Source organism: Ferrimonas sediminicola (assembly GCF_005116715.1).
Taxonomy (GTDB): domain Bacteria; phylum Pseudomonadota; class Gammaproteobacteria; order Enterobacterales; family Shewanellaceae; genus Ferrimonas; species Ferrimonas sediminicola.
This window is the reverse complement of the sequence record NZ_SWCI01000002.1, coordinates 250,155-265,155: the sequence shown is the minus strand read 5'-3', so window position 1 is coordinate 265,155 and position 15,001 is coordinate 250,155. Positions and strand designations below refer to the sequence as shown.

General features: G+C 61.9%; 14 protein-coding genes. 2 read left to right on the top strand and 12 right to left on the bottom strand.

Annotated elements, in window-relative coordinates; genetic code table 11:
* Positions 1–2: 2 nt before the first annotated feature.
* The 9 genes from FCL40_RS18555 to FCL40_RS04565 all read right to left on the bottom strand — a co-directional run bounded on the left by FCL40_RS18555 (position 3) and on the right by FCL40_RS04565 (position 9,721).
* Positions 3–179 carry a hypothetical protein gene (locus FCL40_RS18555; RefSeq protein WP_169307002.1) on the bottom strand — a complete coding sequence of 59 codons (177 nt, stop codon included), beginning with the start codon at positions 177–179 and terminating at the stop codon, positions 3–5.
* An 86-nt stretch (positions 180–265) separates the two neighbouring features.
* Positions 266–1,633 (bottom strand): sensor histidine kinase, encoded by a 1,368-nt coding sequence (locus tag FCL40_RS04600; protein ID WP_229360269.1) that lies wholly within the window; start codon positions 1,631–1,633, stop codon positions 266–268.
* Positions 1,630–2,961: a sigma-54-dependent transcriptional regulator gene (locus FCL40_RS04595; protein WP_136851815.1), complete on the bottom strand. Its 1,332-nt coding sequence runs from the start codon at positions 2,959–2,961 to the stop codon at positions 1,630–1,632. The genes FCL40_RS04600 and FCL40_RS04595 overlap by 4 nt, the downstream gene beginning before the upstream one ends.
* Before the next feature lie 70 nt (positions 2,962–3,031).
* The gene (locus FCL40_RS04590; RefSeq protein ID WP_136851813.1) at positions 3,032–4,234 is read right to left on the bottom strand and encodes an ABC transporter permease; all 1,203 of its coding nucleotides are present in this window, start codon (positions 4,232–4,234) and stop codon (positions 3,032–3,034) included.
* 10 nt (positions 4,235–4,244) lie between these two features.
* The gene (locus tag FCL40_RS04585; protein ID WP_136851810.1) at positions 4,245–5,558 is read right to left on the bottom strand and encodes an ABC transporter permease; all 1,314 of its coding nucleotides are present in this window, start codon (positions 5,556–5,558) and stop codon (positions 4,245–4,247) included.
* A gap of 10 nt (positions 5,559–5,568) precedes the next feature.
* Positions 5,569–6,282 (bottom strand): ABC transporter ATP-binding protein, encoded by a 714-nt coding sequence (locus FCL40_RS04580; RefSeq protein ID WP_136851808.1) that lies wholly within the window; start codon positions 6,280–6,282, stop codon positions 5,569–5,571.
* A gap of 11 nt (positions 6,283–6,293) precedes the next feature.
* Positions 6,294–7,547: an efflux RND transporter periplasmic adaptor subunit gene (locus FCL40_RS04575; protein ID WP_136851806.1), complete on the bottom strand. Its 1,254-nt coding sequence runs from the start codon at positions 7,545–7,547 to the stop codon at positions 6,294–6,296.
* A gap of 245 nt (positions 7,548–7,792) precedes the next feature.
* Entirely contained in the window at positions 7,793–8,149 is a 357-nt protein-coding gene (locus FCL40_RS04570; protein WP_136851804.1) for a hypothetical protein, read from the bottom strand.
* A 291-nt stretch (positions 8,150–8,440) separates the two neighbouring features.
* Entirely contained in the window at positions 8,441–9,721 is a 1,281-nt protein-coding gene (locus FCL40_RS04565) for a tyrosine-type recombinase/integrase (protein ID WP_205729087.1), read from the bottom strand.
* A 126-nt stretch (positions 9,722–9,847) separates the two neighbouring features.
* Here FCL40_RS04565 and FCL40_RS04560 point away from each other — a divergent pair, with 126 nt between their 5' ends.
* Both FCL40_RS04560 and fabA read left to right on the top strand, forming a co-directional pair.
* Positions 9,848–11,446 carry a S16 family serine protease gene (locus FCL40_RS04560; protein ID WP_169307001.1) on the top strand — a complete coding sequence of 533 codons (1,599 nt, stop codon included), beginning with the start codon at positions 9,848–9,850 and terminating at the stop codon, positions 11,444–11,446.
* 65 nt (positions 11,447–11,511) lie between these two features.
* Positions 11,512–12,051: a bifunctional 3-hydroxydecanoyl-ACP dehydratase/trans-2-decenoyl-ACP isomerase gene (gene fabA, locus FCL40_RS04555; protein WP_136851800.1), complete on the top strand. Its 540-nt coding sequence runs from the start codon at positions 11,512–11,514 to the stop codon at positions 12,049–12,051.
* Between the two features lie 51 nt (positions 12,052–12,102).
* Here the strand turns inward: fabA and FCL40_RS04550 are convergent, their stop codons facing one another.
* From FCL40_RS04550 to FCL40_RS04540, 3 genes are all read right to left on the bottom strand, one after another.
* Positions 12,103–12,585 carry a glutathione peroxidase gene (locus FCL40_RS04550; protein ID WP_136851798.1) on the bottom strand — a complete coding sequence of 161 codons (483 nt, stop codon included), beginning with the start codon at positions 12,583–12,585 and terminating at the stop codon, positions 12,103–12,105.
* Between the two features lie 101 nt (positions 12,586–12,686).
* Positions 12,687–12,863 (bottom strand): ribosome modulation factor, encoded by a 177-nt coding sequence (gene rmf / locus FCL40_RS04545; protein WP_136851796.1) that lies wholly within the window; start codon positions 12,861–12,863, stop codon positions 12,687–12,689.
* 200 nt (positions 12,864–13,063) lie between these two features.
* Positions 13,064–15,001: a DUF3466 family protein gene (locus FCL40_RS04540; RefSeq protein WP_136851794.1), complete on the bottom strand. Its 1,938-nt coding sequence runs from the start codon at positions 14,999–15,001 to the stop codon at positions 13,064–13,066.

Here is a 15,001-nt window from a genome sequence, read left to right as displayed (position 1 = left end):
GGCTACCAGGGCGGTAGCCAGTACAGCCCAATCCCCCCCAGCAGGGTGACCAGCGCCAGGGTTTTCGGACGCCCCTGCAACAGGTCCAGCGCCCGTTCTCTCAGTAAGGGGGGGTGACAGCGGGTGCAGCGGCCATGGTGCCTGGGCAGGGCCTGACCGCACTTGGAACACAGCCTCATAATCTGTCCTTGATAATGAAGTGATTAGACCACGGTCCTCTATGGACCAAGCTAACAAGCCGATGAACGTCCCGATACGACCTAGATCAATCAACGTCAATTTTAACGCGGGAGCCGTTCGCGCCGTCGGTAAGGGCTGCGCCGCGGTCCGGCAGCCACAAGCTGACCCTAAGACCGCCCCCCTGGCGGTTGCGAAGCTGAATCTGACCGCCATGGGCTTCGGTGATCTCCCGGCACAGCGCCAACCCCAGGCCGGTTCCCTGGTGCTTGGTGGAGTAGAAGGGCAGCAGTGCCTGGTTGAGGGTGGCGTCGCTCATGCCAGCCCCGCGATCAGACACCACCATGGCCACGCCCCCTTCGCGCCTTTTGATCTCCAGGGTGATCTGCGTCTCGGGACTGCCGCTTTCGCCAGCATTTTTCAGTAAGTTGACCAATACCCGTTCCATCTGGTTCAGATCAAACCAGCCCGGTTGGCGGGGCAGAGACCCGGTCAGGAGAAAGGGGTACTGGGCCCGAAGCCCCTCGACAAAGGGGCACCAGTCGACCGCTTTGGCCCTGGGGGCCGGCAATTTGGCAAAGGTGGCGTAGCCCTGAATAAACTGGTTGAGGCTGGCGCATCGCTCCTCGATGGTGTTGAACACCCGTTGTAGCCGGGGATCGCTCGCCTCGGTCAGCAGTGCCAGGCCGCTGTGGCTCATGGAACTGATGGGGGCCAGGCTGTTGTTCAGCTCGTGGCTGATCACCCGGATCACCTTCTTCCATGCCGCCGCCTCCTGTCTGGCTAACTCCCGAGTCAGACAGCGCAGCAGGATCAGCCTGTGGGGCCGGTTGTGCAGCTGAAACTGTCCCTGGACCAGGTGGTAGGCGTCACTCTGTTGCTGGCCGTCGCTGAGCTGAAACAGACCGTCCTGCTGAGAGCGGAACATCGCCTGCACCGGCTCACCCTGGTCGGCCAGCAGTTCATCCAGAGGCAACCCCTCGAGCCGGGAGCGGCCGAAGAAGCGTTCGGTTTCCCGGTTGGCCAGGATCACCCTCTGGCCGGGGTCGGTTAGCAGCACCAGGACCGGGGAGTTCTGGATCACCTTGTCCAGGATCAGCTCCCTCTGGTGCAGGGTATAGCGCTCCTGACGCAGCTTGACCGCCATCTGATTGTAGTGAGACGCCAGTGCGCGGATCTCCGGCGATCCCCGCAGCGGCAGGGTGGCGCTGAAGTCGGCGTCGGAGAAGTTCAACACACCGGCCTCCAGTGATGCCAGGCCGTGACGCAGGGGCCGGGTCAGGCTGAACATCAGCCCCAACAGCAGCGGAAACAGCAGGCCGGCGATCAGCAGGGCCTGCAGCCAGCCCGGCACAGGTCCGAAGCTGGGTAACGACCGGGTAATGACCATGGCCACCGCGCCGGCCACCGCCGAGACCAGCCCCGCCAACAGTACCAGCAGCAGACGCAGGCTCACCGGGCCATCTCCAGTTTTTCCATTCGTCGGTACAGCTGTTGACGGGAGATCCCCAGGGCGCGGGCCGCCCGGGCCATCACCCCGCCATGTTTGGCCAGGGCCTCGGTGATCGCCTGTTCATCCAGGTCCGTCGGGGCGTTGGCTGGGGGTGGCGGCGGTGGCTCCAGGGCCAGATCGGACTGCTCAATGGTGCCGCCACGGCACAACAGCGCCGCCCGGGCGATGGCGTTTTCCAGTTCGCGGACGTTACCCGGCCAGCTGTGGGCCGCCAGGGCGTGGCGGGCACCGTCGCTGAGCTGGGCCCGGCCGGCCAGAAAGTGCTCGGCCAGTGGCAGTACCTCTTCGGGACGTTCCGCCAGGGGAGGCAGAGCCAGCTGCACCACGTTCAGCCGGTAATAGAGATCCTCCCGAAACGTTCCGGCGGAGATGGCCGAGGGCAGGTCGGCGTTGGTGGCGCTGATCACCCGCACTCGGACGCGTCGGGTCTGGTGGCTGCCCAATCGCTCAAACTCACCGGTTTGCAGTACCCGCAACAGCTTCACCTGACCGGAGAGGGGCAGGTTGCCCATCTCATCCAGGAACAAGGTGCCGCCGTCGGCGGCTTCGAACCGGCCCAGGCGGGTCTTGGTGGCCCCGGTGAAGGCGCCGGCCTCGGCGCCAAACAGTTCCGCTTCCATCAGCTCCGGCGGCATCGCTCCCACATTGACCTTGATAAAGGGCTTGTCCCTCAGTGGCGAGTTCGCCTGCAGAATGTCGGCGATGCGCTCCTTGCCGGCGCCGTTGGGCCCGGTAATCAGCACGGGAAGATCCGATGCCGCCACCCGGATGGCGGTCTCCAGCAGGGCAATCATCGCTGGGCTGTGCAGCTGCATGCCACACAGATCGAACCGGGACAGCTGGCTGAGGCGGTTTTCCTGGTGATAGCGGCGGGCGCGCTCCTGCCGGCGCAGCCGCGACAGCTCGAGCAGGGTGTTGACCGTCAGCCGCAGCTTCTGGTCGTCCCAGGGTTTGCCCAGGTAGTCCGCCGCCCCGGCTTTGACCAACTCTACGGCCATGGCCAGATCGGTCCAGGCGGTGAGCAGCATCACCGGCAGGTCCGGCTGCTTGGCCCTGAGGGCATGAAACAGGGCCCGCCCCTCCTCACCGGAGGTGGTGTCCGCACTGAAGTTCATGTCCTGGATCACCAGGGCGATCTCCTCCTGCTCGAGCGTATCCAGTGCCTGCTGCGCAGAGGTACAGCACAGGGGCGCGTGCCCGTCCAGTTCCAGCAGCAGGGAGAGGGCCTCGCCGATGGCCGGGTTGTCGTCGATGATTAAGATCCTGTCCATGGTCGCTCTTTGTCCTGATTCTCTGGGTTTAGGTTACGTATTTTTAACAAGGTATCCAATGCCATCACCGCTAAATTGATCGGGTGGCCAGGGCTGGGGAGACCCGAGCCGCCTTGATCGCCGGCGCGGCCGCCGCCAACTGGCTCAGGGTGACCAGCCCGGCCAGGGTCAACCACAGGTAGCTCGGCGGCAGTCGCGACAGCTCATAATGGTGCATCAGCAACTGGTTGAGGGCGAAGGTGGCCAGGGTCCCCAGCACCATCCCTGCCAGGCAGATCATCAGGTTTTCCGTTAGGAAGTGACGGACGATGGCGGTTCGGGTCGCCCCCAACGCCCGGCGGGTGCCAATCTGCTTGCGTCTCTGGCCGACGCTGTAGCTTGCCAGGCCCACCACTCCCAGGGCAGTCACCACCAGCAGCAGGACGATCACCGTCCCCAGCAGTTTGGCCATGGCGCTGTCGTTGCGATAGGCCCGCTGTCGGATCTCATCGAAGGTACGCAGCCCGGTGATCACCCGATCGGGATTGACCTTCAGCAGGGTCTGCTCTACCAGGTTGAGTACCGCATCCCGCTGACCGGCCTCGGCGCGCACCAGATAACGGGCAAAGAAAGAGGCGTTCTCCATGGGAACCAGGACACTGGCGTAGGTATGGTTGCGGTGGGCCCAGGGGGTTTGCAGCCTGTCGTAGACGCCGATCACTTCGATGGGTGTATCATGCAGATACACCTGCTTGCCGACGGCACTCTCGCCGGGAAAGTAGCGCTCGGCCGCGTAGCGACTCAACATCACCTGGGTAGGCAGGGTACCGAGGCCGGGATCGGTCATGATGTCGTTGGCGGTAAAGGCCCGACCCTCCACCAGATTCAGTCCCAGGGTGGTAAACAGGTGTTCATTGCCCTGGAAATAGCCGATATTCAGGTCCACGCGTTGATCATCCAGGCTGGAGGAGATGGTGGTGGAGCTGCCGCTGTTGGTCAGGGGGATCTGGTTGGTGGCCGCCGCATCGATCACCCCGGGGATGGCGCGAAGCGCCTGCTCATCCAGGCGGCGTTGGCTGATAAAGTCTTTGTCCATGTGCATCTCGGACAGGGTAAAGCCGATCAGCTCCGACTCGCTGGTGCCGGTATCCCGGGCCATCAGAGCCAGGCGCTCCTGAATGATGTGGGCGGCATTGGCCACGACCGCCAGGGTCAGGGCCAGCTGCAGGATGATCAGCAGGGGGCCGGCGCGGCTGCGCAGCAGTGCCGAGAGGATGGGTCTGAGTTCAAACATGTCGGGCTCCTTACTGGCTCTTCAGGTAGTTGGCAGGATTGGTGCGGCCGATGCGCCAGGCGGGAAACAACCCGGCAAGCAGCGCTGCCACCACAGACAGGGCGATCAAGGAACCCAGGATGGTGAAGTCCATCCGCGCCAGTTGATCGTAGCCGGGATAGAGTTGTCTCAGTCCCGCCAGGCCGAACAGGGAGAGCAGGCTGCCCAGCAGGCCGCCCAGCACGCCTATCACCATCACCTCCATCATGTGCTGCGCCAGGATCTGGCCCTGGCTGGCACCCAGCGCCCGGCGGATGCCGGCGTGGTTGGCTCGGCGCAGGAACTTGGCCAGCAGCAGCCCCACCATATTCACCAGGCACACCAGCAGGAACAGGAAGGAGAGGGCCAGCAAGATGCGGTTGTCTTCGCTGACCACCTCGTTGTACTCCAACCACTGGCTGACGCTGCGCAGGCTGGCAAAGGCGGTCTCGGAGGGGAAACGGCCCAACGGCTTCTGCTGCTCAATGTAGGCGGCCAGTTGCTGCTGATACCGCGCCCGGTGCTCGGGACCGTCGAGTTCGACCCAGTACTGAATCCAGTAGAGCTCTGAACCGAGGCGATCGGCGTAGCTGTTGATCTCTTCCTGCTTCCAGCCGTCGGTGTTACCCCAGGCTCGCACCTTGTGCACTGGCAACAGGCTGAAGGGGATGAACATCTCCTCATGGGAATGGAAGGCGCCGTTGTTGACGTCATAAAACAGCGGCTGAGGCCGGTAGTCCTCGATGATGCCCACCACCGTGTAACTCTTGCCGTTGGCATCGATGGTCCTACCGACGTTGTCGCCGCCGCCAAACAGCTTGTGGTTCAGGCTGCGACTGATGACGGTGACCGGGGCGGCGAGTTGATCCTGCTCGGCGCTCCAGGGGGCGCCGTGGAGGAAGTGCACCTCGAACATGGGGAAGAAATCCCGGGTGGCGGCGCGGCCATCGGCGATAAAGGGGTAGGCCTCCGGCTTGGACGGCTTGATGGTAAAGCCGGTTCGAATCATGGGGGACTGGCGCACCGGCCCCGCCTGCCGGCTGAGGTTTACCGCGTCCTGGTAGGTGATCTGGCGGTAGAGACCATCGGCGGTGGCGGCATCCTGGCCGTCGGGGTGACTTTTCAACTGCACCGCGTAGAGGCGGCCATCCTTGTGGGCCATGGGGTTATGACTCATGGTGTAATGCACTGTCAGGCTGGTGCCGGCGGTGCCGATGCCAATGGCGATGGCCAGCACCATCAGCGCGCTGATCACCGGGCTCTGTTTCAGGCTGAGCCACGCCAGCTTCAGGTAGTAAGTGAGCATGGTTGTCTCCTCAGGCCTGCGCCACAGTGGCCTCTGGGGCAGGGCGGCGGCTCAGCATGGCCAGATCGCACACCTGACCGTCGACGATGTGGATGTTGCGTTGGGACTGAGCCGCCTGTTCCGCATCGTGGGTGACCATGATGATGGTGGTGCCGGCCCGGTTGATCTCCCCCAGCAGCTCCATCACCTGGCGGGCCATCATCGAGTCCAGGTTGCCGGTGGGCTCGTCCGCCAGCAGCATGCGCGGTTCGCCGGCAAGGGCGCGGGCGATGGCCACCCGTTGCTGCTGACCACCGGAAAGCTGAGAGGGCAGGTGCTTCATCCGGGCCGCCAGGCCCACCTGTTCCAGGGCCTGCTCGATGCGGCGCTTGCGCTCTGCGGCATTGAATCCGCGATAGCGCAGCGGCACATCGACGTTGTCGAACAGGTTGAGATCAGGCAACAGGTTGTAGCCCTGGAAGATAAAGCCGATCTTCTCGTTGCGCAGCTGGGATCGCTCGCGATCGCTGAGCATGCTGATCTCCTCACCGTCCAGGTAGTAGCGGCCGCTGCTGGCGCTCTCAAGCAGACCGGCGATGTTCAAGAAGGTGGTTTTACCGGAGCCCGAAGGGCCGGTGACCGCGACAAACTCTCCCTCTTTCACCTCAAGATGAAAGCCTCTCAGGGCGTGGGTTTCGATAAGATCGGTGCGAAACACCTTGCCAATGTTGTCCATGTGCAGCATGGGGCACTCCTTTACTTGATGATGATCTCGCTGCTCTTCAGCAGCCCTGAGAGATCGGAAATGATGATCTGGTCGCCGGCTCTGAGTCCATCGACCACTTCGACGTGGGTCAGGCTGGTGGCGCCCAGAGACAGGGGGGTTTTACGGGCCAATTGCCCCTCGACTCGATAAGCGATTCGGCTCTGGCCGGACTGAATGAAGGCACCGCGGCGCACCATCAGCACGTTTTCCAGGGATTCCAGCTGGATTTGCGCCGTCAACCGTTGATTCTGGCGCAGGCGCAGATCGCTGCCGTCGAAACTGACCCGCACCTTCACCTGGTTGGCGACAATCTCCGGCGAGATCCCGGCGATCTCCCCCCGCAGCGCCTGACCACCCACCGACAGTGTTACCGGCATGGTCAGCCCCAGCTCATCGGCGTAACTCTCCGGTACCTCAAGCTCTGCCTGGTAGTCGGTCAGGCTTACCACCGACAACAGCGCCTGGTTGGCTGCCACCTGCTCGCGCTCCTCCACCAGGGTGTTGCCCACCAGCCCGGAAAGCGGAGCGCGCAGGCCAAGGGCATCGACCTGACGGCTGAGCTCGGCGACTTTCAGGTTCTGACGCTGAAGCTCCACCTCGGCAGCCTGATGTTCAAACTTGAGGGTGTCGTGGGCCAGGGCGATCTCCTGCTCTGCGTGCTCAAAGGCGATTTTGGCGCTGGCAAACTCATCCTGGGCCTGCTGATGGTCGATGTCGCTGATAAGTGAGGTTTGTGCCGCCTTGTCTGCCCGGCGCTTTTCCCGCTCCGCCGCGACCAGCTTCACCTTGGCCTGATCCAGACGACGTTGAAGCTCCAGCTCCTTGCGCCTGGCATCCAGTTGCCGGCGCTGCAGATCCAGGGCCAGGCTGGCGGCCACGGCCTGTTCTTGGGACAGCTCGGATTCCAGCTCCGGGCTTTCAATCATCGCCAACGGCTGACCGGTTTCCACCAACTGGCCCGGCTGAACCTTAAGGGAGATGCGCCCGGCCGACGGACTGTAGATCACCGGCGCATTAGCGGCAACGATGCGGCCGCGGACGGCAATTTCACGAATCATGTCTCCACGCTCGACCGTAGCCAGCTGTAACCGGCTGCCGCTGATGCTTTGTTGGCCCTGACCATAGCTGGCCCATAGGTAACCGCTGCTGGCCAGCACCAGGCTTAAACCGATAGCCGGAGCAAGCCAACGGCGCTTGGGCCGACGCTGACGGGTGACATCTTGTCCTGAGGTATCCTGAATCATCACAGTGTCCGTTTGTCTCTGAATTGTCCTTTGCCATGAATAAAGCAGGAGTTGTGCCAACAGGGAGATGTTTTTTAACTGATTGTAATTGTTTGGTATTTATAGCTTGGCTAGGGCAGGGCGCCGGTGTCCGCGCTGTCCGATGTGTCCGCCGCGGACACTTTTGGCTGTCCGACCAGATGAGGCGTAGACGCGAAAGGTGAGTTGGGCTTCGCCGACAGAGTACGTCGTGGTCCAGTGCTACTTTAGTTTGCCGCTGCTTGAGCAACCGGACCACATGAAATCTCACTCCTTCGGACAGAGGCTTCAGTTGGGTTAACAACACCGATTGCCACAGCCCGGGGCATAGTCGCAGGGTTTGCTAGCTTTGGAGACTTCGCGGCTGAACGAACAGGACCATTCCCATCCGCTTGGTGACCAGCCGGCAGCTGATAAGAGAGGACGGCATCAAGGAAGCGCAGCGGAATAGCGCCGGCTTCGCAGAAGCGCTTGCATAGGGTGAACTTGCCACCGTCAGGCTGGCCAAACACGACGACCCTGTTGTTCACCGTCACTCGGTCAGATCCTAGGGTGGATAAAGTCTGGGTGTCGATGACGTTCATCCAGGCTTTCCTGGACGCGAGCACGCGCCTCGGGTACACGGCTTTCCCAACTTATCGGATGAGGAAGAGGCAGCACAAACCCGGGTTGCGAGTCCGGAGAACAGTGACGCCTGGGTTGACGGGGAGGTGCGCCGAGCAGCATGGGTTCGAGCGAGGGCGACGGGGCCGGTTTGCACCCTCCAACCTCTCCCTATATTTTTTACCATAATATACATTGTGCGCACATCGACGTCAGAGTCACGGCATTGGCAGGATGGCTGCTCCCAATGCCGATAAATGGCGTTATCGGCTTTACCGGCCCAGGGTCTCCATCGGCTTGCGGGCGGCGCTCTCATGGCGCTCAACCCGGCTGGTGTGCAGATAGCGGCTGGTGGTGTCGATGCTGTCGTGGCGCGCGTCCGCCTGCACGTGGGACAACGGCCGGCCGTGCAGATTGATGTCGTGGCTGATGCCGGTGTGCCTGAGGCTGTGGCTGGACAAGGCGCGCATCTCCGCTGCGTCCTGGTGCAATCCGTCCGCGGCGGCCAGTTCCGCCGCCTGGGCGATGACGCCGTCGATGATCTCCCGCAGCTGACGAATTCCCAGGTTGGCCTGGCGTATGCCGGCGTCCCGGCCCCGGCCCGAAGCCCTGTGGCGGACCAGCAACGGCGTCTGCTCATCCGGCGCCGGCAATTCGCTCAGTCCCAGGAAACGGCGGTAGCGTGTCAACGACTGCAGCAACTGATCCGACACCGCCACGGTACCGGACTTGCCTGATTTGCTCATGGGCACGAAAAAGCCCCAAACGCCAGTCTTGCGGTCGCGCCGGAATTGACCCATCACCGGCGTGTATCCTGGCCTGGCGGCGACTTCAGAGATGCGCAGATAGCAGCTGTACATCAGGTGGATCAAAAACCGGGTCCGCTGATGAACCTCGGGCTCGGCGTCGGCCAGCCGGTCACAGCACTCCATGACGTAGGACCACTGCAGCTCACTGAACGCCTTGAGCTGCTCATCATCCTCTCCGGCGCGCTGGTGCTGCTGGCTGAGCTTGTAGCGACCGGCCCTGAGCAGGATCGCCGCCGGGTTGCGGTCGAGGAAATCGACATCGATGAGGTAACTGAAAAAGGCCGACAGCAACGCCAGCTTGGTACGTATCGCCGAATGCGACAGTTGATACGCCAAAGGCGCCCCGTCTCGGGATTTTCCGAGGAACGGCTTCCAGCTGTCGTTGGGCAGGCGCTCGCCTTCGCAGCTCTTAAACTGCGACAGATTACAGTAGCCGATCAGCGCTGGCGGCGGCTGGCGGCAATACTCCAGGTAGCGCGACAGTACCTGCCGGTCCACCTGGGTGATGGAGCGCTGTTCCACCCGCCACAGCCAGTGAAAGAAGATGGTCAGCTCGCTGCGGTGGCTCTTGAAATTGTTCTCCACGCTGCGCTGCTCCAGCAGCCAGTCGTAGCTGTGTTCATAGGTCACGCCGGCGTCGGCGATTCCCGCTTGGATCAGGCCGGCCAGATAGAGGTTGACGCTGTGGTTGGGCTGCTCGAACCGGCTCAGGGTATCGAACAGCGGCATCGCCCTGGGGGTCATTTTGTCACCAATCAAGAATAAGCTGTATACATATACAGTATCATGTTCCGAAGCGACTGCAAGGCGCTCAGTTTTGGTGAGCAGTTATGGTATAGTCGCCCTTTTTCCCCACGGAGACCGACCCTCTTGGTCAATCGGCAACATTATCGGCTCAGTGCAGCTCAGCTGACCCTACAATTCGGCGACGACGCCGGCTTCCACCCTCAACCGCAACCGCCCCTGCTTCTGGGACAGCCGCGGGTGATGGAGTGCTGGCAGGCGTTGAGCCAGCGTGAGGATCGGCACCTCTACCTGGCTACCCTGCCCGGCCTCGACCCCCTGGCGTTGATCGACCAGCTCAACCGGGGCGACGGTCGTCCCACCAGGCTGGTGGATCGGGTGATCAGCCGCGCCGCCCTGTATGGCAACCGCGATACCCCGGGTCTGCTGTCATTCAACGGTCTGCTGCTGATGCCGGTGGAGTTCCTGCTAGAGCGTCCCGCCGCCTGGTGGCCACTGCGCCAGGCGCTGACCCGGGGTTACTTCCAGGATGACCAGGGGCAACAACGCCGAGTCGAGTGCCAGTTGGTGTTGATCGGCTCCAGTGGCGAGTACGACAACCTGTGCGGCTTTGACGGTGACTTCGGCGATGTGGTTGAGCTCTACGGCGAGTGCCAGCCAGAGCTGGATATCGGCGTCAGAGGCGCCCTGCCCCTCTGGCTCAGCGCCGTGGCCACCCTGTGCGCGGAACTTTGTGGCCGCCCGCTCTCCCTCGAGGCCGCCCAGCGGCTGGCTCGCCATGCCAGTCGGCTGGTAGAGCATCAACAAAAGCTGAGCCTCAGCTGGGCGGAGATGACCCGGTTGCTGAAGCGACTCGATTCTGCCGGCCTGGACGAAGTGACCGTCGATGAGATTGAGCGGGCCCTCAATGCCCAGACCCGGATGCACAATGCCCTGGAGGAGTCGGCTCACGAGTCGATTCAGGAGGAGATGGTGCTGGTGCAGACCCAGGGAGAAGCGGTCGGACAGATCAACGGCCTCACCGTGGTGGACTATTGTGGCCACAGCTACGGCGAGCCGGCGCGGATCACCACTACCGTCCATTACGGGGATGGCGAGGTGGCCGACATCGAGCGCAAATCGGAGCTGGGAGGCAACATCCACGCGAAGGGGATGATGATTCTCTCTGCCTGCCTCTACCGCCTGTTTGGCCGGGATGCGCCGCTGCACCTGAACGCCAACATCGTATTCGAGCAGTCCTACCAGACTATCGACGGCGACAGCGCCTCCCTGGCGGAGTACTGCAGCCTGATCTCCGCCATCACCGACTCCCCCATCGCCCAGAACCTGGCGCTGACCGGGGCGGTGGACCAGTTTGGCAATGTCCAGGCCATCGGCGGCATCAATCAGAAGGTCGAGGGGTTTTTCCGGGTTTGTCACAGCCGTGGCCTGACCGGAAACCAGGGTGTGATCCTGCCAACGGCTAACGCGCGTCAGCTGAATCTCTCCGGCGAAGTGATCCGGGCCGTGGCGGAGAACCGCTTCCATCTCTACCAGGTGGATAAGGTGGAGCAGGCGCTGGAACTGGTGTGCGACATCCCGCTGGCCGAGGCGGACAACGAGGGGCGATACCCAGAAAACAGCCTGTATGGCAAGGTGCAACTGCGGCTTGAACAACTGGTCGGCTCAGAGGATGAGCACCAGACACTGTGGCAAAGGATCAGAAATCGGTTCGGATTCAGCTGATCGGAGTTGTTCAGAGAACAGGTGTTCGCTAATCTGTCGGCATCTTAATCAGAGGATGTCCAGCTATGCAAGCTACCGCCGAGCTGCCCCAAGAGCGGGTAGACCACTTTAGCAAAGAACAACTGATCGAAAGCGGCCACGGCCAACTGTTTGGCACCGATGCCCCCCGCCTGCCCAAGGACAACATGCTGATGCTGGATCGCATCCTGCGCATCAGCGACACCGGTGGCAAGCACGGCAAGGGTGAGCTGATCGCTGAGCTGGATATCAACCCCGACCTGTGGTTCTTCGACTGCCACTTCGAGTCCGATCCGGTGATGCCTGGCTGTCTGGGTCTGGACGCCATGTGGCAGCTGGTGGGCTTCTTCCTGGCCTGGCAAGGGGCCAAGGGTAAGGGGCGTGCCCTGGGTGTGGGTGAGGTGAAGTTCACCGGTCAGATTCTGCCGACCTCCAAGAAGGTGACCTACCATATCCACCTGAAGCGCACCATCAACCGCAAGCTGATCATGGGCATGGCCGATGCCGAGCTGTTCGTCGATGGCCGTCTCATCTACCAGGCCACCGACCTGAAGGTGGGCGTGTTCCAGGACACCAGCAGCTTCTAAGCCGACTGGCTGACAGAAACAGGGGGAGCCTCAGGCTCCCCCTGTTTTGTCCTAGAGCAAGGCTTCGATATCCTTGCGGATCTGCTCCGGCTTGACCGTTGGCGCGTAGCGCTTCACCACCCTGCCCTGCCGATCAATCAGGAACTTGGTGAAGTTCCATTTGATGCCGTCGCCCAGCAACCCGCCCTTCTGACTCTTCAGCCACTGAAACAGCGGGTGGGCACCGCGGCCGTTGACCTCCACCTTGGCGAACAGCGGAAAGCTGATGTTGAAATTCAGATCGCAGAACTGGCGAATCTCTTCATCGCTGCCGGACTCCTGGTTGCCAAACTGGTTGCAGGGAAACGCCAGTACCGTGAACCCCTGGTCGCCATAGCGCTGTTGCAACTTTTCCAGTCCCTGGTACTGGGGGGTAAAACCGCAGTCACTGGCGGTATTGACCACCAGCACTACGGTATCCCGGTAAGTGGCCATGCTGATATTGTCGTGGCGGTTGGAGGGGGCGGAAAAATCGTAGAACTGTTGCTGGCTCATCATTCTCTCCCTGAGTGAACTCTGGTCCTAGCATCCCACTCCAGTCCCGAATTGACAAGGCGGGCAGAAAAAAGCCTCCGAAATTGGAGGCTTAAGATGGATTACTTGTTAAATAGTCCCGACACCCGGTTGTCGATGGCGTCTCGCCAACCGCCCAACCATCTCATTTTGGCGTCTAGGGACTGGTAGGGGCACTGTTCCCTAGAGCGCCCTGACAAACCGGCTTGAAATCCTCGTGCTTCTGCTCTTTCCAAACGATCCCGCTTCTGTCTCTTCATTTAACACTCATCCTTCTTTTTTGTCTCTACAGGTTGAGGAAGCTTGCGCTTCAGTCACCACTATTGGCGATTTTTCATCCCCGTTCAACCCCCTGAAAAAGACAAAATGATGACGGCAAGATTAAGCTACTGAGAATAAACGCACTATTTTGTACAAAAAAAGGGGAGCCACTGCTCCCCCCGTTCGGCTTTCTGGTCAGTTACGCCTGACGACGACGCCACCAGGCCAGAGGCAACAGCGCCAGGATCCCGGCCAGCGGCCAGGAGGCACCGGAGCGCTCGTTGGGCTTGGGATCGATGGCGGTTTCCAGAGGAATGGTACAGCTGCTGGCTGAGCCGTTGGCCTTGAGCACGATGGGACGGGGCAGCTGATCGGTGATCGGCTTACCGAAGCCGTCGGTCTCGATGACGATCTTGGTGACCGTCTCGCCGGTGTTGGGGTCGGTCACCTCCTCGGTCACCACCTTGCCGTCCTCCACCTTTACCCGGGGCAGCCGCACCAGGGCGGTCCCGACGATATCGCCGTTGTCGTTGATGCTGTTGGCCTCCACCACGGTGAAGTCCACTTCATAGGTGATGGGCTGGGCGAACGAGGTCTCGTCGGTCACGGTGTACTTGGACCAGCGGTTGCCCTCACCGTCGACGGTGGCGCCCTGCTCATCGGCCACATAACCACGGGATTCACAGGTCAGCAGGCTGTTGACGTTGACAAAGGTGTTGCTGTCCCCGGCCTGATCGGCGTTGTAGTCGTAGATGAAGCCGTTGCGGCGGCGCAGCACCCCGGTCTGGATGTCCACCTCGATGTTGCCCACCACCAGGCCGGCATCGTTGATGTCCCGGGCCAGGGAGGAGAACTCGGTCTCGGCATTGGGGTTGAAGTCGCGCGGTTCGGTGAAGGTGTCCTCACCGGCGTCGACGTCGTACACCCAGAACTTGGTGCGGGCGTAGCCGCCGATGTAACGCTCCACCGAGCCCACGGCAATGTTGCTGTTATTGATGGCGACGGCGGTCGAGCCGCGCAGGCCATCTTTCTTCAGATCGGTGGGACTGATGACGTTGCCGTCGGTGGTCCAGATCTGTGCCCAGTCGTAGCTCATCAGCTTGCCGTCGTCGTTGCGCTGGTCTGACTCACCGACGACGATGCCATTGTCGTTGATGCCGAGGCCCCGGGCTACATAGACATTGGTGTCGCTGTCACTGGGGGTAAAGGGCAGCGGCAGGGTCTTAACCAGGGTGGCGCTGTTGGCGGCGCTGTCGTATTGCCATACCGCGGCCCGGCGCTGATAGAGGATGGTGTTGTTATTCTTGGCCGCCTGCACACACACCGCCAGGGGGGTGTCGATGGCGCTGTCCGCCTCGCGGTCCCAGCAGGTATCCAGGGCGTTGGCGCCCCCCTTGCTCAAGCCGGTGCTCATGTAACCGACGATCATGTCGGTGGCATTGATGTCTGCCGCCAGGGAGAAACCGCCGATCTCCAGCGGTGAGGCATTGGCCTTGTCCGACTCGTAGGTGGTGTAGGCCGGTGGGATCAGCAGTTCATTGCCGCCGGCCTGGACGATGGCGCGTGTCTCGAAGTCACGAACATAGAAAAAGGGATCGGTATCACCCTCGGACGGGCTGGGGTCGTCGATCTTCTGCTGAGGCCCGGTCACCGACCCGACCCGGATGTCGCTGGAGCGCTTGAGGCCGTAGTAGAAGGCATCGGTGGTGGCATCGGCGTCCAGATTGGGCGCCAGCTGACCGTCGAGAGCGGCGTGGTTGGCCTTCCAGCCATCGGACTCGTCCAGTTCAAAGGGGAAGTTGTTCCCCCTGAACGGACGGGTGGTGCTGGGTGTCAGTGCTTCCACGGTGCCGTAGACCACATCCTCGACCTCGCCGACCACGTTGTTGTTGTCGTCGTCGTCGGTGCTGGTGTCGTTGATCCCCTGGGCGATGCCGACCACCACCCCCTGATCGTTGATCTTGCCGGCAAAGCCGTTGCGCGTCTCAGCGAGCTGACTGTTTGCCAGGGAGAAGGTGTCGCTGAGGTTGGCGATCTCGTAGGCGGGCCACTGGCGTTCGCCGGCCTGGGTGCCCCAGGCGGTAACCAGGGCCAACGCCAGGGTGGTTTTTTTATAGTTAAACGTCTTAAGGCTCAT